This window comes from Kribbella pratensis (assembly GCF_004366075.1).
Classification (GTDB): Bacteria; Actinomycetota; Actinomycetes; order Propionibacteriales; family Kribbellaceae; genus Kribbella; species Kribbella pratensis.
Genome location: NZ_SODU01000001.1, coordinates 691038 through 710552, shown reverse-complemented (window position 1 = coordinate 710552; position 19515 = coordinate 691038). Strand labels below are relative to the sequence as shown.

17 protein-coding genes are annotated in these 19515 nt (G+C 67.6%); 11 read left to right on the top strand and 6 right to left on the bottom strand.

All coding sequences use genetic code 11. The features are described 5' to 3' along the window. The first annotated feature begins 4 nt into the window (after window positions 1–4). From EV137_RS03470 to EV137_RS03440, 7 genes are all read left to right on the top strand, one after another. On the top strand, window positions 5–982 hold the full coding sequence (locus EV137_RS03470) for a DnaJ C-terminal domain-containing protein (RefSeq protein ID WP_134126479.1): 978 nt from the start codon (window positions 5–7) through the stop codon (window positions 980–982). Further along, on the top strand, window positions 979–1284 hold the full coding sequence (locus EV137_RS03465; RefSeq protein WP_134126477.1) for a chaperone modulator CbpM: 306 nt from the start codon (window positions 979–981) through the stop codon (window positions 1282–1284). The genes EV137_RS03470 and EV137_RS03465 overlap by 4 nt, the downstream gene beginning before the upstream one ends. Next, a complete protein-coding gene (gene clpB, locus EV137_RS03460) occupies window positions 1275–3908 on the top strand; it encodes an ATP-dependent chaperone ClpB (RefSeq protein ID WP_134009827.1) in 2634 nt (877 codons plus the stop codon). The genes EV137_RS03465 and clpB overlap by 10 nt, the downstream gene beginning before the upstream one ends. Window positions 3909–4010: 102 nt before the next feature. Then, window positions 4011–4445, top strand: coding sequence for a thioredoxin TrxC (trxC, locus tag EV137_RS03455; protein WP_134126475.1), 435 nt, complete (start codon window positions 4011–4013; stop codon window positions 4443–4445). Window positions 4446–4502: 57 nt separating this feature from the next. Further along, a complete protein-coding gene (locus EV137_RS03450) occupies window positions 4503–5183 on the top strand; it encodes a manganese catalase family protein (RefSeq protein WP_134009831.1) in 681 nt (226 codons plus the stop codon). Next, the gene (locus EV137_RS03445) at window positions 5176–5826 is read left to right on the top strand and encodes a BON domain-containing protein (protein ID WP_134009833.1); all 651 of its coding nucleotides are present in this window, start codon (window positions 5176–5178) and stop codon (window positions 5824–5826) included. The genes EV137_RS03450 and EV137_RS03445 overlap by 8 nt, the downstream gene beginning before the upstream one ends. A 21-nt stretch (window positions 5827–5847) precedes the next feature. Further along, window positions 5848–6486 (top strand): DUF1345 domain-containing protein, encoded by a 639-nt coding sequence (locus EV137_RS03440; protein ID WP_202870804.1) that lies wholly within the window; start codon window positions 5848–5850, stop codon window positions 6484–6486. Window positions 6487–6679: 193 nt separating this feature from the next. On the opposite strand, the gene EV137_RS41740 is transcribed toward EV137_RS03440, so the two are convergent. The 5 genes from EV137_RS41740 to EV137_RS03410 form a co-directional block, all read right to left on the bottom strand. After that, the gene (locus tag EV137_RS41740) at window positions 6680–6814 is read right to left on the bottom strand and encodes a hypothetical protein (protein ID WP_255517728.1); all 135 of its coding nucleotides are present in this window, start codon (window positions 6812–6814) and stop codon (window positions 6680–6682) included. Between the two features lie 1053 nt (window positions 6815–7867). Next, window positions 7868–8449, bottom strand: a complete 582-nt coding sequence (locus EV137_RS03425; RefSeq protein ID WP_134126469.1) for a dihydrofolate reductase family protein — start codon at window positions 8447–8449, stop codon at window positions 7868–7870. 66 nt (window positions 8450–8515) lie between these two features. Further along, window positions 8516–9355, bottom strand: a complete 840-nt coding sequence (locus tag EV137_RS03420; protein ID WP_238175068.1) for a helix-turn-helix domain-containing protein — start codon at window positions 9353–9355, stop codon at window positions 8516–8518. 107 nt (window positions 9356–9462) lie between these two features. After that, window positions 9463–10077, bottom strand: coding sequence for a DinB family protein (locus EV137_RS03415; protein WP_134126467.1), 615 nt, complete (start codon window positions 10075–10077; stop codon window positions 9463–9465). Between the two features lie 250 nt (window positions 10078–10327). Beyond that, entirely contained in the window at window positions 10328–10624 is a 297-nt protein-coding gene (locus tag EV137_RS03410) for a hypothetical protein (RefSeq protein ID WP_134126465.1), read from the bottom strand. A 167-nt stretch (window positions 10625–10791) separates the two neighbouring features. On the opposite strand from EV137_RS03410, the gene EV137_RS03405 reads away from it, so the two are divergent. Next, on the top strand, window positions 10792–13551 hold the full coding sequence (locus EV137_RS03405) for a helix-turn-helix transcriptional regulator (protein ID WP_134126463.1): 2760 nt from the start codon (window positions 10792–10794) through the stop codon (window positions 13549–13551). A gap of 96 nt (window positions 13552–13647) precedes the next feature. Here the strand turns inward: EV137_RS03405 and EV137_RS03400 are convergent, their stop codons facing one another. Next, a complete protein-coding gene (locus EV137_RS03400) occupies window positions 13648–15411 on the bottom strand; it encodes a PP2C family protein-serine/threonine phosphatase (RefSeq protein ID WP_134126461.1) in 1764 nt (587 codons plus the stop codon). Window positions 15412–15645: 234 nt separating this feature from the next. On the opposite strand from EV137_RS03400, the gene EV137_RS03395 reads away from it, so the two are divergent. The 3 genes from EV137_RS03395 to EV137_RS03385 all read left to right on the top strand — a co-directional run bounded on the left by EV137_RS03395 (window position 15646) and on the right by EV137_RS03385 (window position 19511). Further along, window positions 15646–16524, top strand: coding sequence for an aldo/keto reductase (locus EV137_RS03395; protein ID WP_134126459.1), 879 nt, complete (start codon window positions 15646–15648; stop codon window positions 16522–16524). A gap of 9 nt (window positions 16525–16533) precedes the next feature. Next, on the top strand, window positions 16534–17523 hold the full coding sequence (locus EV137_RS03390) for an aldo/keto reductase (protein WP_134126457.1): 990 nt from the start codon (window positions 16534–16536) through the stop codon (window positions 17521–17523). Window positions 17524–17588: 65 nt separating this feature from the next. Continuing rightward, window positions 17589–19511, top strand: a complete 1923-nt coding sequence (locus EV137_RS03385; protein ID WP_134126456.1) for an acyl-CoA dehydrogenase family protein — start codon at window positions 17589–17591, stop codon at window positions 19509–19511. Window positions 19512–19515: the final 4 nt, after the last annotated feature.

The following is a 19515-nucleotide window of genomic DNA, read 5'->3' as shown; positions in this document are numbered from 1 at the left end:
TGCCATGGCCGACTTCTACGAACTGCTCGGAGTGGGTCGCGATGCGACGGCCGACGAGCTGCAACGGTCGTACCGGAAGCTGGCCCGGCAGTACCACCCGGACATCAACAAGGACCCCGGCGCGGAGGAGAAGTTCAAGCAGGTCTCCGAGGCGTACGACGTACTGTCGGACCCCGACCAGCGGAAACGGTACGACGCGTTCGGCGACGACTTCCGCAGGGTCCCGCCCGATGTCGACCCGGAGGCGTGGGCAAGAGCGCAACGCGCCGGAGCCGGTCGTGGTGCGCCCGGCGGGTGGTGGACAGGCCAGGACGGCCCGGCGGCGACCGGCAGCCGGGGTGGCTGGAGCGGGTCTCCGGGCTGGGGCGACGGCGCCGGGGACGTGGACCTGGAGGACCTGCTCGGCGGCATGTTCGGGGGCCGCGGGCGGCGGCAGTGGGGACCGATCCCGGGCGCCGACCAGGAGGTCGAGCTCGAGCTCACCGTCCCCGAGGCCTACAACGGTGGGCAGCGGCGGCTGACGATCTCCGGCCCTGACGGCGAACGTACGGTCGAGGTTTCGATCCCGGCCGGGGTGATCGACGGTCAGCGGATCCGGCTGGCCGGTCAGGGCGGTCAGGGGAGTGGCGACGCGCCGGCGGGCGACCTGTACATGGTGGTCAGGCTGCTCCCGGACAAGCGGTACCGAGTCGAAGGCCGCGACATCTATGTCGACCTGCCGGTGTCCGCCTCCGAGGCCGCGCTCGGCGCGCGTGTCGCGCTCGAGACGCCAGGCGGCGAGGTGAAGCTCCGTGTCCCTGGCGGGACGTCGAGCGGGAAACGCCTGCGGTTGAAGGGCCGCGGCCTGCCGGCGAAACGGGCGCCCGGTGATCTGTACGCCGAGATCCGGATCGTGATGCCCGACAAGCTCTCCGACGAGGAACAGCACCTGTTCGAGCAGCTCGCCGCCGCCACGACCTTCGACCCGAGGAGGCAGCGATGAGTAACGCACTGGCCCGGCCGCTGCTGCTGGATCTGGAGGCGTTCGCGCGGCTGACCGGCGTCCATCCGCATCTGGTCGCGCGGTTCGTCGCCCTCGGACTGCTCGAACCCGCGCGGGACGTGTCCGGTCGACTCTGGTTCTCGTACGCCGATGTCGCGGCCGTGGCCCGCATCCAGCGGCTGCGGGCCGCGTTCTCTCTCAACTACGCCGCGGTCGGGCTGGTGATCGACCTGCTCGACCGGCTCGCCGCCCAGGAATCAGCACTTCGTGCCAAACATTCCGGAGGCCGATCATGGACATGAACCGCCTGACGCAGAAGTCGCAGGAAGCCTTGCACGACGCGCAGACCAAGGCGCTCCGTTTCGGGCACCAGCAGGTCGACGGCGAGCATCTGTTGCTGGCGCTGCTGGATCAGCCCGACGGACTGATTCCCCGGCTGCTCACGCAGTCCGGCACCGACCCGGACCGGCTGCGCGCTGATCTCGAGTCCGATCTCAGCCGGCGCCCCAAAGTGACGGGGCCCGGCGCCGAACCGGGACAGGTGTACGTCACGCAGCGCCTGTCGAAGGTGTTCGACACCGCCGAGCGCGAGGCGAAGCGGCTGAAGGACGAGTATGTCTCGGTCGAGCACCTGCTGATGGCGCTGCTCGACGAAGGCGCAGAGACGGCAGCGGGACGGCGGGCGCGCGAACAGGGCCTGACCCGGGAGAAGTTCCTGCAGGCGCTGACCGCAATTCGCGGGAACCAGCGCGTCACGTCGGCCATGCCGGAGGCGGCCTACGAGGCGTTGGAGAAGTATGGCCGCGAACTCGTCGCCGACGCCCGAACTGGGCGGCTCGATCCGGTGATCGGGCGTGATCAGGAGATCCGGCGGACGATCCAGATCCTGTCGCGGAAGACGAAGAACAACCCGGTCCTGATCGGTGAGCCGGGCGTCGGGAAGACCGCGATCGTGGAGGGGCTGGCGCAGCGGATCGCGAACGGCGACGTACCGGAGGGACTGAAGGATCGGGCGGTGTTTGCGCTCGATCTGGCGGCGCTGGTGGCGGGAGCGAAGTACCGCGGTGAGTTCGAGGAGCGGCTGAAGGCGGTGCTCAGCGAGGTCGCGGCGGCCGAGGGACGGATCTTGTTGTTCGTCGACGAGCTGCACACGGTGGTCGGCGCCGGCGCGACCGAGGGCGCGATGGATGCGGGCAACATGCTGAAGCCGATGCTTGCGCGCGGCGAACTGCACATGATCGGCGCGACCACGCTCGACGAGTACCGCAAGCACATCGAGCCGGACGCGGCGCTGGAGCGCCGGTTCCAGCCGGTGGTGGTCGACGAGCCGTCGGTCGAGGACGCGATCTCGATCCTGCGCGGCCTGCGGGAACGGCTCGAGGTCTTCCACGGCGTGAAGATCCAGGACGGTGCGCTGGTCGCCGCCGTCGTACTGAGTCATCGCTACATCACCGACCGGTTCCTGCCGGACAAGGCGATCGACCTGGTGGACGAGGCGTGCGCGATGCTGCGGACCGAGATCGACTCGATGCCGGCCGAACTCGACGAACTGACCCGCAAAGTCACTCGGCTGGAGATCGAGGACGCGGCGCTCTCCAAGGAAGAGGACGCGGCCAGCGAGTCCCGGCTGGAGGAACTTCGCAAGGAACTCGCCGACCTGCGCGCCGAGTCAGACGCGATGCGGGCGCAGTGGGAATCCGAACGCCAGGTGGTGCACCGCACCCAGGACCTGCGCGGGCAGATCGAACAACTGCGCCACGACGCCGACCAGGCCGAACGCGAGTACGACCTCAACAAGGCGGCCGAACTCCGCCACGGCAAGTTGCCCGAGCTCGAACGGCGGCTGCTGGCCGAAGAGGACCAGCTCGCCACCAAACAGGGAGGCGGCCGACGGCTGCTGCGCGAGGTGGTCACCGACGAGGAGATCGCCTCCATCGTGTCCCGGTGGACGGGGATCCCGGTCACGCGGTTGCAGGAGGGCGAACGCGCGAAACTGCTGAGGCTGGACGAGATCCTGCACGAACGCGTGATCGGCCAGGACGAGGCCGTCAACGTCGTGGCCGACGCGATCATCCGGGCCCGGTCCGGGATCAAGGATCCGCGACGGCCGATCGGGTCGTTCATCTTCCTCGGGCCGACCGGCGTCGGGAAGACCGAGCTGGCCAAGGCGCTGGCGGCGGCGTTGTTCGACTCCGAGGACAACATCGTCCGGATCGACATGAGCGAATACCAGGAACGGCACACGGTCAGTCGGCTGGTCGGCGCGCCGCCCGGGTACGTCGGGTACGACGAAGGCGGTCAGCTGACCGAAGCGGTACGCCGTAAGCCGTACTCCGTCGTGTTGTTCGACGAGATCGAGAAGGCGCACCCGGATGTCTTCAACACGCTGCTGCAGGTGCTCGACGACGGACGGCTGACCGACGCGCAAGGACGGACGGTCGACTTCCGTAACACCGTGATCATCATGACGTCGAACATCGGGTCGTCGTACCTGCTCGACGGCGTCACGCCGGACGGCCAGATCAAGGAGGACGCCCGGGACGCCGTGATGGCCGATCTGCGGCATCATTTCCGGCCGGAGTTCCTGAACCGCGTCGACGACATCGTGCTGTTCACGCCGCTCACGCTGCCCGAGATCGAGCAAGTGGCCGAACTGATGCTCGGCGACCTGCGCACCAGGCTCGCCGACCAGCAGATGACCCTCGACGTCACCCACGACGCGCTGCGTTTCCTCGCCGAACAAGGCTTCGACCCGGTGTACGGCGCGCGCCCGCTGCGCCGCTTCATCGCCCGCGAGGTCGAGACCCGCGTCGGCCGAGCACTGCTCACCGGCGACGTCGTCGACGGAGCTGTCGTCAAGGTCTCGCTCGACGGCCAGAAACTCGTTGTCGACGTCCAGAACCCACCACAAGCCGCGGCTGAGTAACCCACAACGACAGGGAGGTTCCCCCGTCCAGTACACGGCGATCGTCTGCGACGACCTGCGCCAAGTGGAACGGGTGACCGGACGTCTGAGGAAGGAGGGGCTATGACGGCGGAAGCCGAAATCATCAGTTGCCCGCACTGCGGCCAGAAGAACCGGGTGCAGGCGACCGGCGACGGGAAGCCGGTCTGCGGCAAGTGCGGCAAGCCGTTGCCCTGGGTCGTCAACGCCGGCGACCAGGACTTCGCGAAGGTTGTCGAGCAGTCCCGGATCCCGGTTCTGGTCGACGTCTGGGCACCGTGGTGCGGTCCGTGCCGAATGGTCAGCCCGGTGCTCGAACAACTCGCCACCGAGAAGGCCGGCGACATCAAGCTGGTGAAGATCAACGCCGACGATGCGCCGGAACTGTCGCGCCGGTTCGACATCCGTTCCATCCCGACCCTGATGGTGTTTCGGTCCGGGGAAGCGGTCGCCACCCAGATCGGTGCCGCGCCGGCCGCCGTACTGCGTCCTTGGCTCGAGGATGCCCTGAGCAACTGATTCGTCCACTGACCCACCGGTCCGGCAGGCCGGCCAACAGAACCGCAGGAGCAGCACATGTTCAACCACCGACGCGATCTACAGTTTGCTTGCCGGCCCGACCGGCCTGATCTCCGGTACGCCGACCGCCTGGAACACGTTCTCGCCGATCAGTATCACGAGATCACGGTCGCCACCCACTACCTGAGCGGCTGGACCGCGCCGGTTCCCGGCCGCTACCGCGACACGCTCGTTCACCTCGGCGTGGATCAGGTCGCGATGGTCGAGATGCTCGCCACGATGATTGCGCGACTACTGGAAGGCGCACCCGCGGAAACCGTTGACCGGGTAATACGGGCGAACCCGATGGTCGCGGCCGTGATGGGCGGAACCGACCTGGAGAGCGTGCTCGTGTCAATGGCCGGTCGGCAGCCTGAGGAGCCGGCGAGTGCCGGTGCCTTGTCCAATCCGTGGCGTCAGGCGGGCACGACCGATCGGCAGAACCTGCTCGCCGACTTCCTTGCGAACGCCCATGCCGAGAGTGATCACCGTCCGGCCATTCGCGACTTGCGTGACGGTAGCGACGACCCGGACATCCGGCTGCTGCTGTCGTGTCTGCTCGCCCGCACCGACGAACACCGCCGGGAATGTGCCACGGCGGTGGCGGCCCTCACCGAGGAGCCGGAGGAGCGCGTCTATCCAGGGAAAGCTCGATCGCGCGACATCCAACCGAAGAAGACGGGAGCCGCAGATGACTGACGGTCAGTTGCAACGTGATGTCAACGACGCGATCTTCTACGACCCGAAAGTCGACAGCGTCGCGATCGTATCCGCCGTCGAGGGCGGTGTCGTGACGTTGCGCGGCACGGTCGGCAGCCTGCGCGAGAAGCTCGAGGCACAGAACGACGTACAGCATGTCGCCGGAGTCACCGGCGTACACAACGACCTGGTGGTGACTCCACTGGAGGCTGCATCACGAGACGATGCGGACCTGCGTGGCGCCGTACTGCAGGCCCTGGTTCTCAACGCCGGCGTGCCGTCGACGATCGACGCGAAGGTCGCTGACAGTTGGGTCACGTTGACCGGCACGGCGAGCTGGCAGCACCAGCGCGACGAGGCCGTGTCCGTGGTCAGCAAGATGGAGTCGGTGAAGGGCGTCACGAACGACGTTGAGCTTGTGATCACTGAACCCATCGCTCCCGACGTCAAGCAGTCGATCGTCGACGCTCTGCAGCGCAATGCGCGGGTCGATGCCAAGGGCATCACGGTCGAGATCGACGGGACGACGGTGGTGCTGGGCGGGACGGCGACCTCGTTGGCCGAACGCCTCGAAGCCGCCTCGGCCGCCTGGGCCTCCCCAGGAGTCACCGAGGTGATCAACAACATCGCGATCGTCAACTGATTCCGTGAAGACGCGGAGACCATGGTGAGAGGCGGCCTGCCGACGACGGCGGCTTCCCGGCTGTTCGTGTCGCTTGTCGCCGGGTGCGTCCTCGGAGCAGTTGTCGCGCTGATCTGGAACCTGCCCTTGGGAGTGCTGTCGGGCATCGCGGCGATCGCTGCGGCGTTCGTCGTCACCGGCGTACTCGTCTTGTGGCCGATGACATCGGACGCCACACACCGCTTCGTCGGCCGCGAGGACTTCCGGCCGGCCGTCGAGGAGTTGGCCGTGGTGGCGGCGACACTCGGCGGCCTGACCGGCATCGCCCTACTACTTGTACTCGGTGACTCGCACAGCCAGAATTCTGCCGCCGCTATCGGCCTCGCCGGCGTCTTCATGAACTGGGCCGTCCTGCACATGGTGTACGCCGCCCGCTACGCGCACCTCTACTACCGCCAGCCCGCCGGCGGCATCGACTTCAACAGCGACGAATCGCCTGCCTACCGTGACTTCTTCTACTTCAGCTACAACCTCGGCATGACCTACCAGGTCTCCGACACGAGCGTCGCCAGCTCAGACATCCGCTCAGTCGTACTACGGCATTGCCTACTCTCGTTCGCCTTCGGAACTGTCATCCTCGCCGCGACCATCAACCTCGTCGCGGGCATCGTGACAAGGTAAGGCGCCCGTCAACCCCTGCACAACGATGTCGGGGACCTGCCGGACGTCGCCCGGCAACACCAGCCCGGAGTTGGAGCTGCTCGGTGCGATCCCTTGGACCCCGGCTGCGACGGAGCCCTGAAACACGCGAAAGGTTGCGGGTCGACGTCGAGTTCGGTCCCCCGCGACGTCGAACAGCGGTGGCGACGTTTGTTCATCTCGTCAGGAGCTCCTCCACCCGGTCAGGTGCGGCGGTGCCGACGTGGACAGTGTCACCGAGTTTCAGGATCACGTCGGCACATCGGTCGGCGGCATCGACGACCTGTTTGCTGCCGATGAACCGGATCATGGTCAGCGCCACAGTGGCTTGCCGGAGCGGTCTGGATCGAGGCTGCCTGCTGCACTACGCGGAGCGTTGTCAGGGGAAGTACTCGCGCCCTGGGTTGCTGTGTCCTTCGTCATGAGTTCCCGCGTTGCCATGGCGATGTCGCTGAGTCGGGTCCAGGAGTAAGCAGGTCAACGGCAACTTTCAGGTAGTGGTGCGGCACGACGACAGGCATGGCCTGGTAAAGCGGGGGTTACGGGTTCGAGTCCCCTCACCGGCGCTTGTGTGATCTCTCAGGAGATACCGGAGAGACCTGACCCTTATCGGGGGTCCGGTTTTCTGTTTTTGGGTGGTCCTGGGGGTCGGCCGAGGGGGTTGGTAGTCGCGGGTGGGGACGAGGGTGAGCTCGCGGAGGAGTTCTCCGGTGGCGGCGTTGATGATGCGGATGTGGAGGTCGTCGACGAGCTTGAGGACGGGGGTTTCGGCGTGTTCGGTGCCGATGGGGATGTGGTGGAGGCGGCCGGCGCGGCGCAGGGTGAGTTTGCCGGCGGGGTCTGAGATGTCGTGGAGCACGCGGTAGTGGGTGTCGGTGCTGCGGTCGGTGCCGGGGCTGGCTTTGGGGCGGGCCTGGAGGCAGCTTGGGTTCGAATGATCGTCGCAACGAGGGTGGTCGGTGCTCCGTGACAGTTCCGTGGGACGTCGGCAAGCATTGGGAACCGACGGCAAATGCCGAGTGGCAAAGCCGCAGGTCAGGGACGGATCGGTGCTTCGGGCTGGGCTGTTCTGGCGAGCACCGAGGAGATCTACACCTTCTTCGAAGGCACGTCCGACAGCCAGCGGTTGGTGATCGCCCGTGCGATCTCAGGCATGCGTATCCGGTGGGTGTTCGCGCGGGCAGGGCGTGGTTTGAGGTTGGTTCGCAACTGCCGGTCGTGAGTTGGACTTTGTCGCGGGTGAGGTGCTGGGGTGAGTCGGCGTCGGCTGGCCTATCAGGGGTGGCGATGCGCGAACGCAGCTGGAGGTTTGACTTGGTGTCGGTGTTCGCGGTGGGCTTCTTCGCATAGCCGCTTGGTGCGGTCAGTGGCGTACGCGGTAGCGGAGGTGGAGTACTCGGTTGCCCTGGATCACCGTGTCGGGGTTCTCCAAGAGGTGCTGTGCGTTGACTGGGCCGAAGTAGGGTTTGCCGGAGCCGAGGACTACGGGTACTACGTCCATGCGGATCTCGTCGATCAGGCCTGCGGCGAGGATCTGGCCGCCGACGTTGCCGGCGGCGACCTCGACGGTGCGGTCACCTGCTAGGTCCTGTGCCTTGGCCATGGCTGCTGCGACGCCGTCGACGAAGTGGAACGGTGCCTCGGGGTTCCAGCCGTCGGGTGCCGGTCGGTGTGTCACGACGACTACGTGGTCGATCCCGCTTGGAGGTTTGCCGTCCCAGCCGTCTGTCAGGTCGAAGACGTGGCGGCCGGCGATTGTTACCCCGATCTGGTCCCAGTACGCCCGGGTGTAGTCGTGGGACGCCTGCGACACCTTGAGTACGCCGCTCTCGTCCAACGGGACGTCGCCGCTGGACAACCAGTCGAACAGCGGTCCGGGCTGGTCATTCTCGTCCGCGATGAAGCCGTCCACCGACACCGAGCTGTACATGACCACCTTGCCCACGGGACTCTCCTCTGCTTCAGGGTGTCCCCAAATTAGCGTGTCGTGAGCTGTCATTCTTGTAAGAAATCAATCGGCCGGGAGTGGCCAGCCTTCGAACACGTGGCCGGGATGTTCGCGCAGGAATCGCTGCCGGACTTCGACGTACCGTGTCGGCGTGAGCCCGGTGAACTCCCGGAACTCGTGTCCGAAGTGGGCCTGGTCGAAGTAGCCCGCGCGACCGGCGAGGTCGCCCCAGTCGATCGGTCCGGCGGGGTCGATCGTGAACACGGCGGCGGCGAAGCGGTAGGTGCGGGCAAGCCGCTTCGGCGTGACGCCGATGAGCTCCTTGAACCGCTGCGTCAGATGAGTGCTGCTGACACCGGCTGCCACGCTCAGGTCGCCGATCGCCACCGCCCCGCTGGTCGCCGCGATGACACTGCTCGTATGGCGGACCAGACCCAGGCCGGCGGTCTCGCACAGCCGTCGCATGAGCTCCTCCTCGAGCAGCGTCAGCATCTCGTGCGGGCCGTCCGCAGTGGCCAGCCTGTCCTGCAGCTCAGCAACGGCGGCCCGGCCCCACACCTGCTCTACCGTCACCGGCCGGTCACACAGCTCGGCCGCGGGCATCGGCAGGAACGGTGCCAGCCCCCACGGTTTGATGTGTACGCCGACGGACCGGGTCGGAAGTGGGTAGCCGAACTCCAACGCGCGGGTGGGCATGGTGACCACGCAGCCGTCGGCGTACTCGGTCGTCTCGATGTCGGTGCCGGCGCGGATGCGGAACGGCGCCCCGAGGTTGACGATGAGCAACGCTGCCGGCATCGGCGGCAGGGTCAGGCGGGCGTACGGCGGCGCTCCCTCCAGGTAGTAGAGGTCGTCGATCAGCCCGTCCAGCGGCGGTCGCGGCACTCTGGACACGTACTCCATGCCCACAGCATCGCCGACGCCCCACCGGCATCGCGCGCCGGGCTGGTCCAGCCGTACGCCGCTGGCATCGACTTGGCGCCGATACCGGCCGCAGACATTTGCGTGGGTTACTCATCTTCGCAGCGGATGCCGTGACTTCTGAGGAATGTGCGGATCTGGGTGGAGTGGAGCTGGAGATGGACGACGCCCTGAACAAGGACGGCCGCTAGCGACGTTCCGCCGTTTCGGTGCGGCTCGGCGAGGTGCGCGGCGGCCTGATCGTCGGTTAGGTCTGCGAAGAGCGTGTCGACCTTCCGCCGACAGCGGTCGATGTAGGCGAACACTTGGTCGCGAGAGTACGTCGGCGGGACAACGTAGCCGTCCTCGTCGCCGCGCGAGAACGGGGCTGGCGGTGCCCAATCAGTCTCGGTGGTGGACAGGTCGAGGTCGGTGAACCAGAGCGCGTGGGAGGCGGTTCGCCACACGGCAGAGGAGGCCTGGAGCTTGTACTCCCGGACCGCTGGGTCATCGAACGGTTGCCCGTCACGATCGGTCGGAGGCCACGCCCACTGGTCGGTCTTCTTTACCTCGTAGATGCTTGCCTCCCAGAGGGCATCTGGACAACCGCGCAGGACGATCGCCAGGTCATCGAGGGTTGACCTGTACTGTGCCGCGACCACAGAGCACCAAGCCGTAGCCGTCCCTGACCCCTCCGTCGTGTCCGCTGTCCCGGGGCTGGCCATCCTGGTCTCCCTTGCGCCGTCGTCCTGGGTCCGAACTCGCCGGCGACGCTACAGGAGGCATCGGACAGACTTGTGCCCTGCTTCTGGAGGTCCGGCCCCGGATGCTCGCCGGCAGCCGATTGCTCGCCGCAGGCGCACTCTTCCTGATTGGCCTGTGACGGCGGCGTTGCCTGGTCAACAGTCACTGGACCATGGGATACGCCAGTTAGGCAGTTGGCTTTGGTGATCCGGGGTTGGATCTGGAGCGCTTCTAGGCGGTGTGGATGTGGCGGCGTCGGTAGAGCCACATGGCGGCGAGGGCGATGCCGGCTCCGCCGAGGGCTGATGCGCCGGCTTGGAATGCTTCGGCTGCGTTGTCGTCCGAGACGATGGTGGTGGTGGCGGCGGGCTGGGTCGGGACCGCGTAGGTCGACGGGTTGGGATCGTGCGGTGCGACCGCGGCGGGAGCGGGGTACGGCAGGTCCTTGGCGTTCGACTCCGCCGATGTGAACGCGAGCGCGGCGACGGCGAGGACGGGTGCGGTGATGATGATGCGCTTGTGGTTCATGGTTTCTCCTTGTGGAGAGGTTGGTGGTTCGACCACAGTCCGTCGGCGGGAGTGTTCAGCACATCGGGCATCCGCGCGCGGGTCGCCGCGGTGTTTCCTTAGACGGCCGTTGCCGATGCCTTACCGGCCCCTCTGTTCGGGCGCATGATGGGGGAGTGGGTGGGGCGATGATCGGGCGCGAGAGGGAGCTCGCGCTGCTGGGGGAGCTGACGGCTGGACTGTCTGGAGTGTCGGCCGTCGCGATCGTGCGCGGTGACGCGGGGATCGGGAAGACGACACTGGTGCGTGCCGCCGTGGCGGATGCTGCTTCCGCCGGGCTGAGGATCCTGAGCGGTGCCTGCGCGCCGCTGTCCGGTGCGGTGGCGTACGGCGGACTCGACGCGGCGCTCGGGGTGGGCCGGGATACCGACGGCGAGGTGTTCACGTCCGTCGCGGCGGGTCGAGCGTGGGCCGTCGAGTCCATGATGCGTACGGTGGGCGAGATCGCCGAAGGCGGCGCCGTACTTGTGGTCGAGGACGTGCACTGGGCGGATACGTCGACCCTGGATTTCCTGGCGCACCTGAGCCGGAACCTCCCCCCGAAGGGTCTGCTGGTCCTGCTGACCTGGCGGGACGAGGACCCTGACCCCGAGCACATGCGTTGGCTCGGAGAACAATTGCGCCTTCTGTCGGTCACCGACGTACACCTCCGCCCGCTGACTCTCGAGGAGACCGTTCGTCAACTTCCGGAGTGTTCCGCTGAGGTCGTGGCCGCGGTGTACGCGCGCAGCGCTGGCAACCCTTATCTCAACGCCGAGCTGGCCGGCAGTGGTGCCGAACCGTCGGAGTCGCTGCGCCAGGTACTGGTATCGAGGCTGGATGCCGTCGGGTTGCCCGCACGCATGGTGGTCGCTGCCGCCGCGACCCTTGGCCGAGGTTTGACCGACGACGAGTTGCTCGCCGCAGCCTCCGGTGACGCAGACGCTGTCTGGGAGGCGTGCGCGGCAGGCCTCGTGGTGCGCGAGCCCGGACGTGGATCGATGGCCCGTCACCCCGTGCTGGCCGAGGTCGCCTACGAGGGGTTGTTGTCACGTGATCGGCGACAGCTGCACGGCAGGCTGGCGAGGTGCTTGGAAGCGGTGCTGCCCGGCCGGCCGAGCGCGGTCGCAGTCGCGGAAGTCGCTGAGCAGTATCACCGCGCTGAAGACCCCGACCGCGGGCTTGTCTGGTCGGTGCGGGCTGCCATGGCGGCCGAGCAGGGGTATGCGATCGCCGAAGCGGGTCACTGGTACGCCGTGGCCGCGTCCTTGTGGGGCTCGGTCCGCAAGGTGCCGGCCGGCGTACCCGAGAAATTGCCGTTGCTCGTCTCCGCGGCGACGCACCTGGGATCTGTTGGTCAAACGGCCTCGGCTACTGCACTGCTGGAAGGCGATCTGACAGCCATGTCCACTACGCGCGAGGACGTGTTGCGCGCTGCGTTGACACGCTGCTGGCTTGGGACCACCGTGGGGGATACCGAGCAGGCACTGCGCGACGTCGAGCTCGCTCAGCGGTTGGCGTCCGTCGACGACGAGCCGACGTGGGCCAGGATCTGCGCTTGCGAGGCGATGGCGCTCGGCACCTGCTCACGGTGGGACGAGGCGGAGGCGCCGGCGCGGGTCGCGCTCGACCTCGGAACGAAGTACTCGGACATCCGCACGGTCGGGAAGGCTCACGCGCTGCTCGGCATGAGGGCGAGTCTCCAGGGCCTGCTCTCCCAAGCCCTCGGACACGACCAGACGGCACTGGCGATCGCGCACAAGCTGGCCGAACCCGAGGATCTCGCGATGGCCGGGACCGGCCTGACCGATGTCTACCTGCGGCTGGGTGACCCGGACCGAGCCATCCAGGTCGCCGGCTTCGTCGGGCAGCGTGTGCGTCGGCTGATGCTGGGCCGGCACTGGCTGGAAGACCTCATGGACGGCAACGTTGTCCAGGCGCTCTACGAGTCCGGGCGGTGGGACGAGGCTGTTGCCTGGATGCCCGAGTCGTCTGCACCGTCCGACCTCGGCTTCTTCCAGGTGATGGCGGTCCACGTACACCTTGCCCGCGGTGACATCGCGGCGGCGGAGCAGTCGCTGCTGCAGGCGGCATCCCTGCGTGAACGTGATCAACCACTGTTCGTTGGAGGGTACGGCGAAGCCCGAACACGCCTGCTGTTGCAGACCGGCCATGCGGAGGAGGCGCTCGAACTGGCGTTGTCAGTGGCCGGCACGGTGCACGCAAGCGCGGACAAGGATGTGGAGGTCGAGCTCCTGCTCACCGGTCTCGAGGCGGCCGCGGCCGTCGGTGCGCCGGATCGCCTCGAGCAGTTGGTGTCGCGACTCGGCGGCGTCACCAAGAGCAGGACCCGAGCGGCCGTGTCCGCCGTGATCGATGGCGAGCGATCGCGCGCCGTCGGCGGCTTCGACCCTGATCCGTGGCTGATCGCGGCGCGGGAATGGTCCGCGCTCGGGCGGCCGTACGAGGAGGCGCAGGCACGCCTTCGCGCCGCCGAGGCGGTCCTCGCCGGCCGACCCGGCGCCGCTGCCCGGCGTACAGCCGCCGAACAACTCAGCGCGGCGCGGCACCTTGCCGAACGCCTCCGCGCGGCTCCGCTGCTCGAGCAGATCGGCAAACTCGCCCGACTCGCGCGCATCGACACGGGACGAGACACCACGGCCGACGATCAGCCGGAGCCGGTGCCGGGCCCGGCGGGTCGGCCCGCGCTGACAGACCGCGAGCGGCAGGTCCTGGGACTGCTGGCCGATGGGCTCACCAATCGTGAGATCGGCAAGGCCCTCTACATGAGCCCCAAGACCGCAAGCGTCCACGTGACCCACATCCTGGACAAGCTCGGGGTACAGACCAGGGTGCAAGCAGCGGCCATCGCTGCGCGCCTCGGTCTGGACCAACCACCGCCGATGTGACGGTGTACGTCGAGTTCGCAGCCCGGCCAACGCCAGGCCGCTCGGACGTCCGACCTCGGCTCTACCACGTTGCGGCGCATGAGGATTGTTGTGCCGTCAGGGCCGCGGATCAGTGTCAGGCCATGGCCGGAGCGCGACCAGTGCGATGTCGTCGGCGACGTCGCCGCTCTCGGGGAGTACCGACAGGACGTGGTCGCAGAGAGCCTCGAGGTCGGCCTGACCTCCGGACGCTTCGGCGAGCAGCCGATCGAGTCCGTCCTGAATCGACAGAGTGCGCTCCTCGACAAGCCCGTCGGTGTACAGCAGCAGAGTGGCTCCAGGCCGCACAGCCTGGGTTGCCTCGGCATAGTCCCATTGCGCGAGTACGCCGAGCGGCGGGGCGAGTCCACCCTCGAGGTACCGCGTGTCTCCGCCGTCGATCAGGAGGGCGGGCGGATGTCCGGCGTTCGTGAACCGTATCGTGCCGGCGTCCGGGTCATACAGGACATAGAGCAAGGTCACCATCTCGGCCATTGGCAGCTGATGGACCAGCTCGTGCACTCCGTTCATCACCGCTACTGGTGATGGATCGTGTACGGCGTACGCCCGGACCGCCGTCCTCAGCTGTGCCATGGCGGCCGCGGCTTGCAGGCCGTGCCCGGCAACATCGCCGATGACAAGACCGACCAGGCCTCCGCGGAGGGGGATCACGTCGTACCAGTCGCCGCCGACATGCAGGTCCGCGGTCGCTGGGACGTAGCGGGCGGCCACGGTCACGCCAGGGATGTCCGGCATCCGGTCCGGGAGCAGGCTGCGTTGCAGCGTTTCCGCGATCTGGTGCTCGCGCCGGGTCCGCGCCTCTTCCAGGGTCAACTGCTGTTCGGTCTCGTACCGCTGGTGAATCTCGCGGCGCAGCCGGTCGTTGGTTGCCGTCAGCTGCGCAGTGCGAGTCTTGACGCGCTCCTCCAGGTCCGCAGCCGCTGACATCAGCGCGCGGGCAAATCGCATCCGCTCGGTCACGAGAGCGGCGAGGAAGAACGACGTGAGCGCGACGGTGGCGTTGAACGCCTGAAGGGTCAGCATCTTCTCCAGCAGCGACGTACCCGCGAAGGGACCGAATTCGTGTGTGGCCGACCAGGTTGCGATCAGTGAGGCTGTCAGCGCGGCTGGTGCGGCTCCGCGCAACTGGAGACGCCACGAGGCCCAGCCCAGGGACGGCAGCACCAGGAACAACAATGACAGGCCTGAGGACGCAGTCCACAACGCAAGCACAGTAGTCAGCACGAGGATTGCCGCGGCCTCGAGCCAGCGCGCGGCGGGCCACGGCTCGAGCTCCCAGAACAAAGGGATGCACAAAAGGAACGGCGCGACGGCGAGCACTCCCATCGCGTCGCCGGTCCACCAGACCGCCCACGCACCGGCGAGCTGATCGATGCTGATTGCGTTCGAGGCTACGAGCGTGGTGGCGCCGATGGTCGCGCTGATCGTCATGCTTGCGAGCGCACCGAGGAAGACGATCGCCAACGCATCACGCCGGCTGTCCAGGTGACGCCGGAAGCCGACGCGCTCGAGGACGATCGCCGCGACGAGTGGTGCAAGGGTGTTGCCCACGGCGGTGAACAGCGCGGGCAACGGACCGGCGCTGATCGGCAGATTGACGGCCAGAGCTGCCAGCGCGACCGCCGGCCACATCGACCTACCCAGAACGAGGAACGCAGCGAGCGCGATGCCGCTGGGCGGCCACAGCGGCGTGACGTTTCGCTCGACCAGCGACAGACTCAGGCCCAGACGCGCACCGAGATAGTAGGCCGCTCCGACCAGAACGATGGCCGCGACGGTGCGGCGCAGTTCCGCCGGTAGGCGCAGCCTGAGCGGACTCATGGTCCAAGAAGCTCGCGCGCGCCCGGACATGGCTCTTCTACGGAGTCACTATCCGCGGCAGCTTCACCCTGTCCAACTCTCCGGCCGGGGCCCAGCGCCTCGTTGCCTTAGCTCATGGGACGCTGGAAACCGGGCCACGTCAAGCCATCGTGCGTAGGTGGACCAAGGGGGCACTGGCAGTACCTGGAACGGCAGTGACTCCCTGGCCGCGGCGTGCGGCCCTACGGTGGCGGCATGAACGTCCCGACGATCAAGTTGAACAACGGTGTGGAGATGCCGGCCATCGGGTTCGGTGTCTTCCAGACGCCGCCCGACGAGACGATCGCGGCTGTCGAGACCGCGCTGGAGGTCGGGTATCGGCACGTGGACACGGCGGCGGCGTACGGCAACGAGCGTGAGGTCGGCGAGGCGATCCGGCGCTCGGGCCTGGACGACGTGTTCGTGGAAACGAAGATCTGGGTTGTCGACTACGGGTACGACGAGACTCTGCACGCGTTCGACAAGAGCGCCGGGAAGCTCGGCGTCGAGCAGATCGACCTGCTGATCCTGCATCAGGCGGTTCCGAGTGACTTCGAGCGCACCATCGGCGCCTATCAGGCACTGGAGAAGTTGCTTGCCGACGGCAAGGTTCGTGCGATCGGCGTGTCGAACTTCATGCCGCCGCACCTGGACCGGCTGCTGGCCGGGACCGGGGTCGTGCCGGCGGTCAACCAGCTCGAGATCCACCCTTACTTCCAGCAGCCCGAGCTGCTTGCCTATGACAACGAGCGGGGCATCCTGAACCAGGCATGGTCGCCGATCGGCGGGATCACCTTCTACCGGGGCGGCTCGAAGGGGTCGACGCTGGAGGATCCAACGATCCTGGAGATCGCCGCGGCGCACCGACGTACGCCTGCGCAGGTGATGTTGCGCTGGCACCTGCAGGAAGGGCGGCAGCCGATTCCGAAGTCGGTCACCCCGTCCCGGATCGCGGAGAACATCGCCGTCTTCGACTTCGAGCTGACCGGCGAGCAGCTCGCCGCGATCGACGCCCTCGAGACCGGGATCCGCGGCGGCCCGGCGCCGGAGACCATCACGCGAGGGTTCGGCAGCATCGAAATCCCCGAGGCCTGAGGAGGCATCATGCACACACGGACGCTCGGTCAAGGTCTGGAGGTCTCCGCGGTCGGTCTCGGCTGCATGGGGATGTCGCAGAGCTACGGGCCGAACCCTGGTGATCGCGACGACATGATCGGTGTGATCCGGTACGCCGTGGAGTCCGCCGGGGTGACGTTCTTCGACACGGCCGAGGTGTACGGGCCGTACGTCAACGAGGAGCTGGTCGGCGAGGCCCTGGCGCCGCTGCGCGACCAGGTCGTGATCGCGACCAAGTTCGGGTGGAACATCCAGGACGGCAAGATGACAGGGACGAACTCGCGTCCCGAGCAGATCCGGCGGGTTGCGGACGAGTCGCTGCAGCGGCTCGGGATCGACGTGATCGACCTGTTCTACCAGCACCGGGTGGACCCCGACGTACCGATCGAGGATGTCGCCGGGGCAGTGGCCGAACTCGTACAGGCCGGCAAGGTTCGGCATTTCGGGCTCTCCGAGGCCGGTGCGGACACGATTCGCCGGGCGCACGCCGTACATCCGGTCACGGCTGTGCAGAGCGAGTACTCGCTGTGGACGCGGGACCCGGAGCCGAAGGTGCTGCCGGCGTGCGCCGAGCTCGGGATCGGCTTTGTGCCGTTCAGCCCGCTGGGCAAAGGGTTCTTGACCGGCACCGTGAGTACGTCGACGGAGTTCACCGCCGACGACATCCGCTCGCGGGTCCCGCGCTTCGAGGCCGGCAACCTGAGCGCCAACGAGGCACTGGTTGCCTACGTCCGCGCCCTCGCCGAACCGAAGGGCTGCACGCCCGGCCAGATCGCCCTCGCCTGGCTGCTGGCCCAGCACCCGTGGATCGTCCCCATCCCCGGAACCCGTCGCCGCCCGCGGATCGACGAGAACACCGGCGCGACCCAGGTCGCGTTGTCGGCCGACGAGATCGCCGATCTCGACGCTCTCGCTGCTCGGATCGGTGTCCAGGGGGACCGTTACAACCCGGCCGGAATGGCGATGGTCGGCCTCTGAGTTGCCACGAGCTCGTTTGGGGTACTAACGGGTAGTTAGGAGTCCTCAGGCGAGGAGGGATACCCGTGACGGCTACGACACGGCAGGTCGGCGAGCGTGAGGCCCGAGAGGTAGCGGAGGCGGCTCGGGAGACCGAGTGGACCCGGCCGAGCTTCGCGAAGAAGCTGTACCTCGGCGACTTCGACCTGTCGCTGATCCACCCGCAACCGCACGCGATCGCGGCGGACGACGCTGCCCGCGGCGATGAGTTCATCGCCCGGCTGGCGGCGTACTGCGCGACCCTCGACGGCCTGCTGATCGAGCGAGAGGCGAAGATCCCGGACGAGTACTTGCGAGGGCTCGCGGAGCTGGGCGTCTTCGGGATCAAGATCCCTACCGAGTACGGCGGCCTGGGCCTGCCGATGTCGTACTACGGCAAGGCGCTGATGCTGGTCGCGTCGGTGCATCCGAGTATGAGCGCGCTCGTCTCCGCACATCAGTCGATCGGGGTGCCGGAGCCGGTGAAGATGTTCGGCACCGACGAGCAGAAGGAGCGGTTCCTGCCCCGCTGCGCTGCCGGTGCGGTCACCGCGTTCCTGCTCACGGAGCCTGATGTGGGCTCGGATCCGGCGCGGATGGCCTCGACCGCAACCCCGACAGACGACGGTACGGCCTACCTCCTCGACGGAGTGAAGCTGTGGACGACGAACGGCGTCATCGCCGAGCTGGTCGTGGTGATGGCGCGCGTACCCGAGCATGACGGCGAGCCGGGTGGCATCAGCGCGTTCGTGGTCGAGGCCGACTCGCCGGGGATCACGGTGGAGAACCGCAATGCGTTCATGGGCTTGCGCGGGATCGAGAACGGCGTGACTCGTTTCCACCAGGTCCGGGTGCCGGTCGAGAACCGGCTGGGACGGGAAGGCGCCGGCCTGCGGATCGCGCTCACCACCCTGAACACCGGTCGGTTGTCCATTCCGGCGACTACCACCGCAGCCGCCAAGTGGTGCCTGAAGATCGCGCGGGAATGGTCCGTGGAGCGCGTCCAGTGGGGTCGGCCGATCGGCGCCCACGCGGCCGTGGCCGAGAAGATCTCGTTCATCGCGGCCACCACGTTCGCGCTCGAGGCTGTACTGGACCTGTCGGCGAACCTGGCCGACGCGGGCACCAAGGACATCCGGATCGAGGCGGCGCTGGCCAAGCTGTGGTCCAGCGAGATGGCCTGGCGGATCGCCGACGAGCTGGTGCAGATCCGCGGCGGACGCGGGTACGAGACCGCCGACTCGCTCGCGGCCCGGGGTGAACGCGCGGTGCCGGCGGAGCAGATCCTGCGTGACTTGCGGATCAACCGGATCTTCGAGGGCTCCACCGAGATCATGCATCTGCTGATCGCCCGGGAGGCGGTCGACGCACACCTGGCCGCGGCCGGCGATCTGGCCTCACCGGACGCAGATCTCCAGGCAAAGGCGAGGGCGGCGGTGAACGCGAGCGGGTTCTACGCCAAATGGCTGCCGCAGCTCGCCGTCGGCAAGGGATCCGATCCCAGGTCGTACCGAGAGTTCGGGCCGCTCGCGAAGCACTTGCGGTACGTCGAGCGGTCGTCGCGCAAGCTCGCGCGGCAGACGTTCTACGGGATGGGTCGATGGCAGGCGAAGCTCGAGTACAGGCAGGGCTTCCTGGCCAGGATCGTGGACATCGGCGCCGAACTGTTCGCGATGGCCGCCTCCTGTTCGCGGGCCGCAACGCTACGCGGCGCCGCTGAGGGTGAGTCGGCGTACGAGCTGGCGGCGGTGTTCTGCGAGCAGGCGCGGCTCCGGGTCGACCACCTGTTCGAGCAGCTGTGGAGCAACACTGACGACGCCGATCGAGGGCTGGCTCGGCAGGTGCTCGACGGGAAACACACCTGGCTCGAGGACGGCATCGTGGATCCTTCGGAGGGAACCGGCCCGTGGATCGCCGAATGGCACCCCGGCGAATCGAAGACGGAGAACAAGTCGCGCCGCTACCGATGACGGC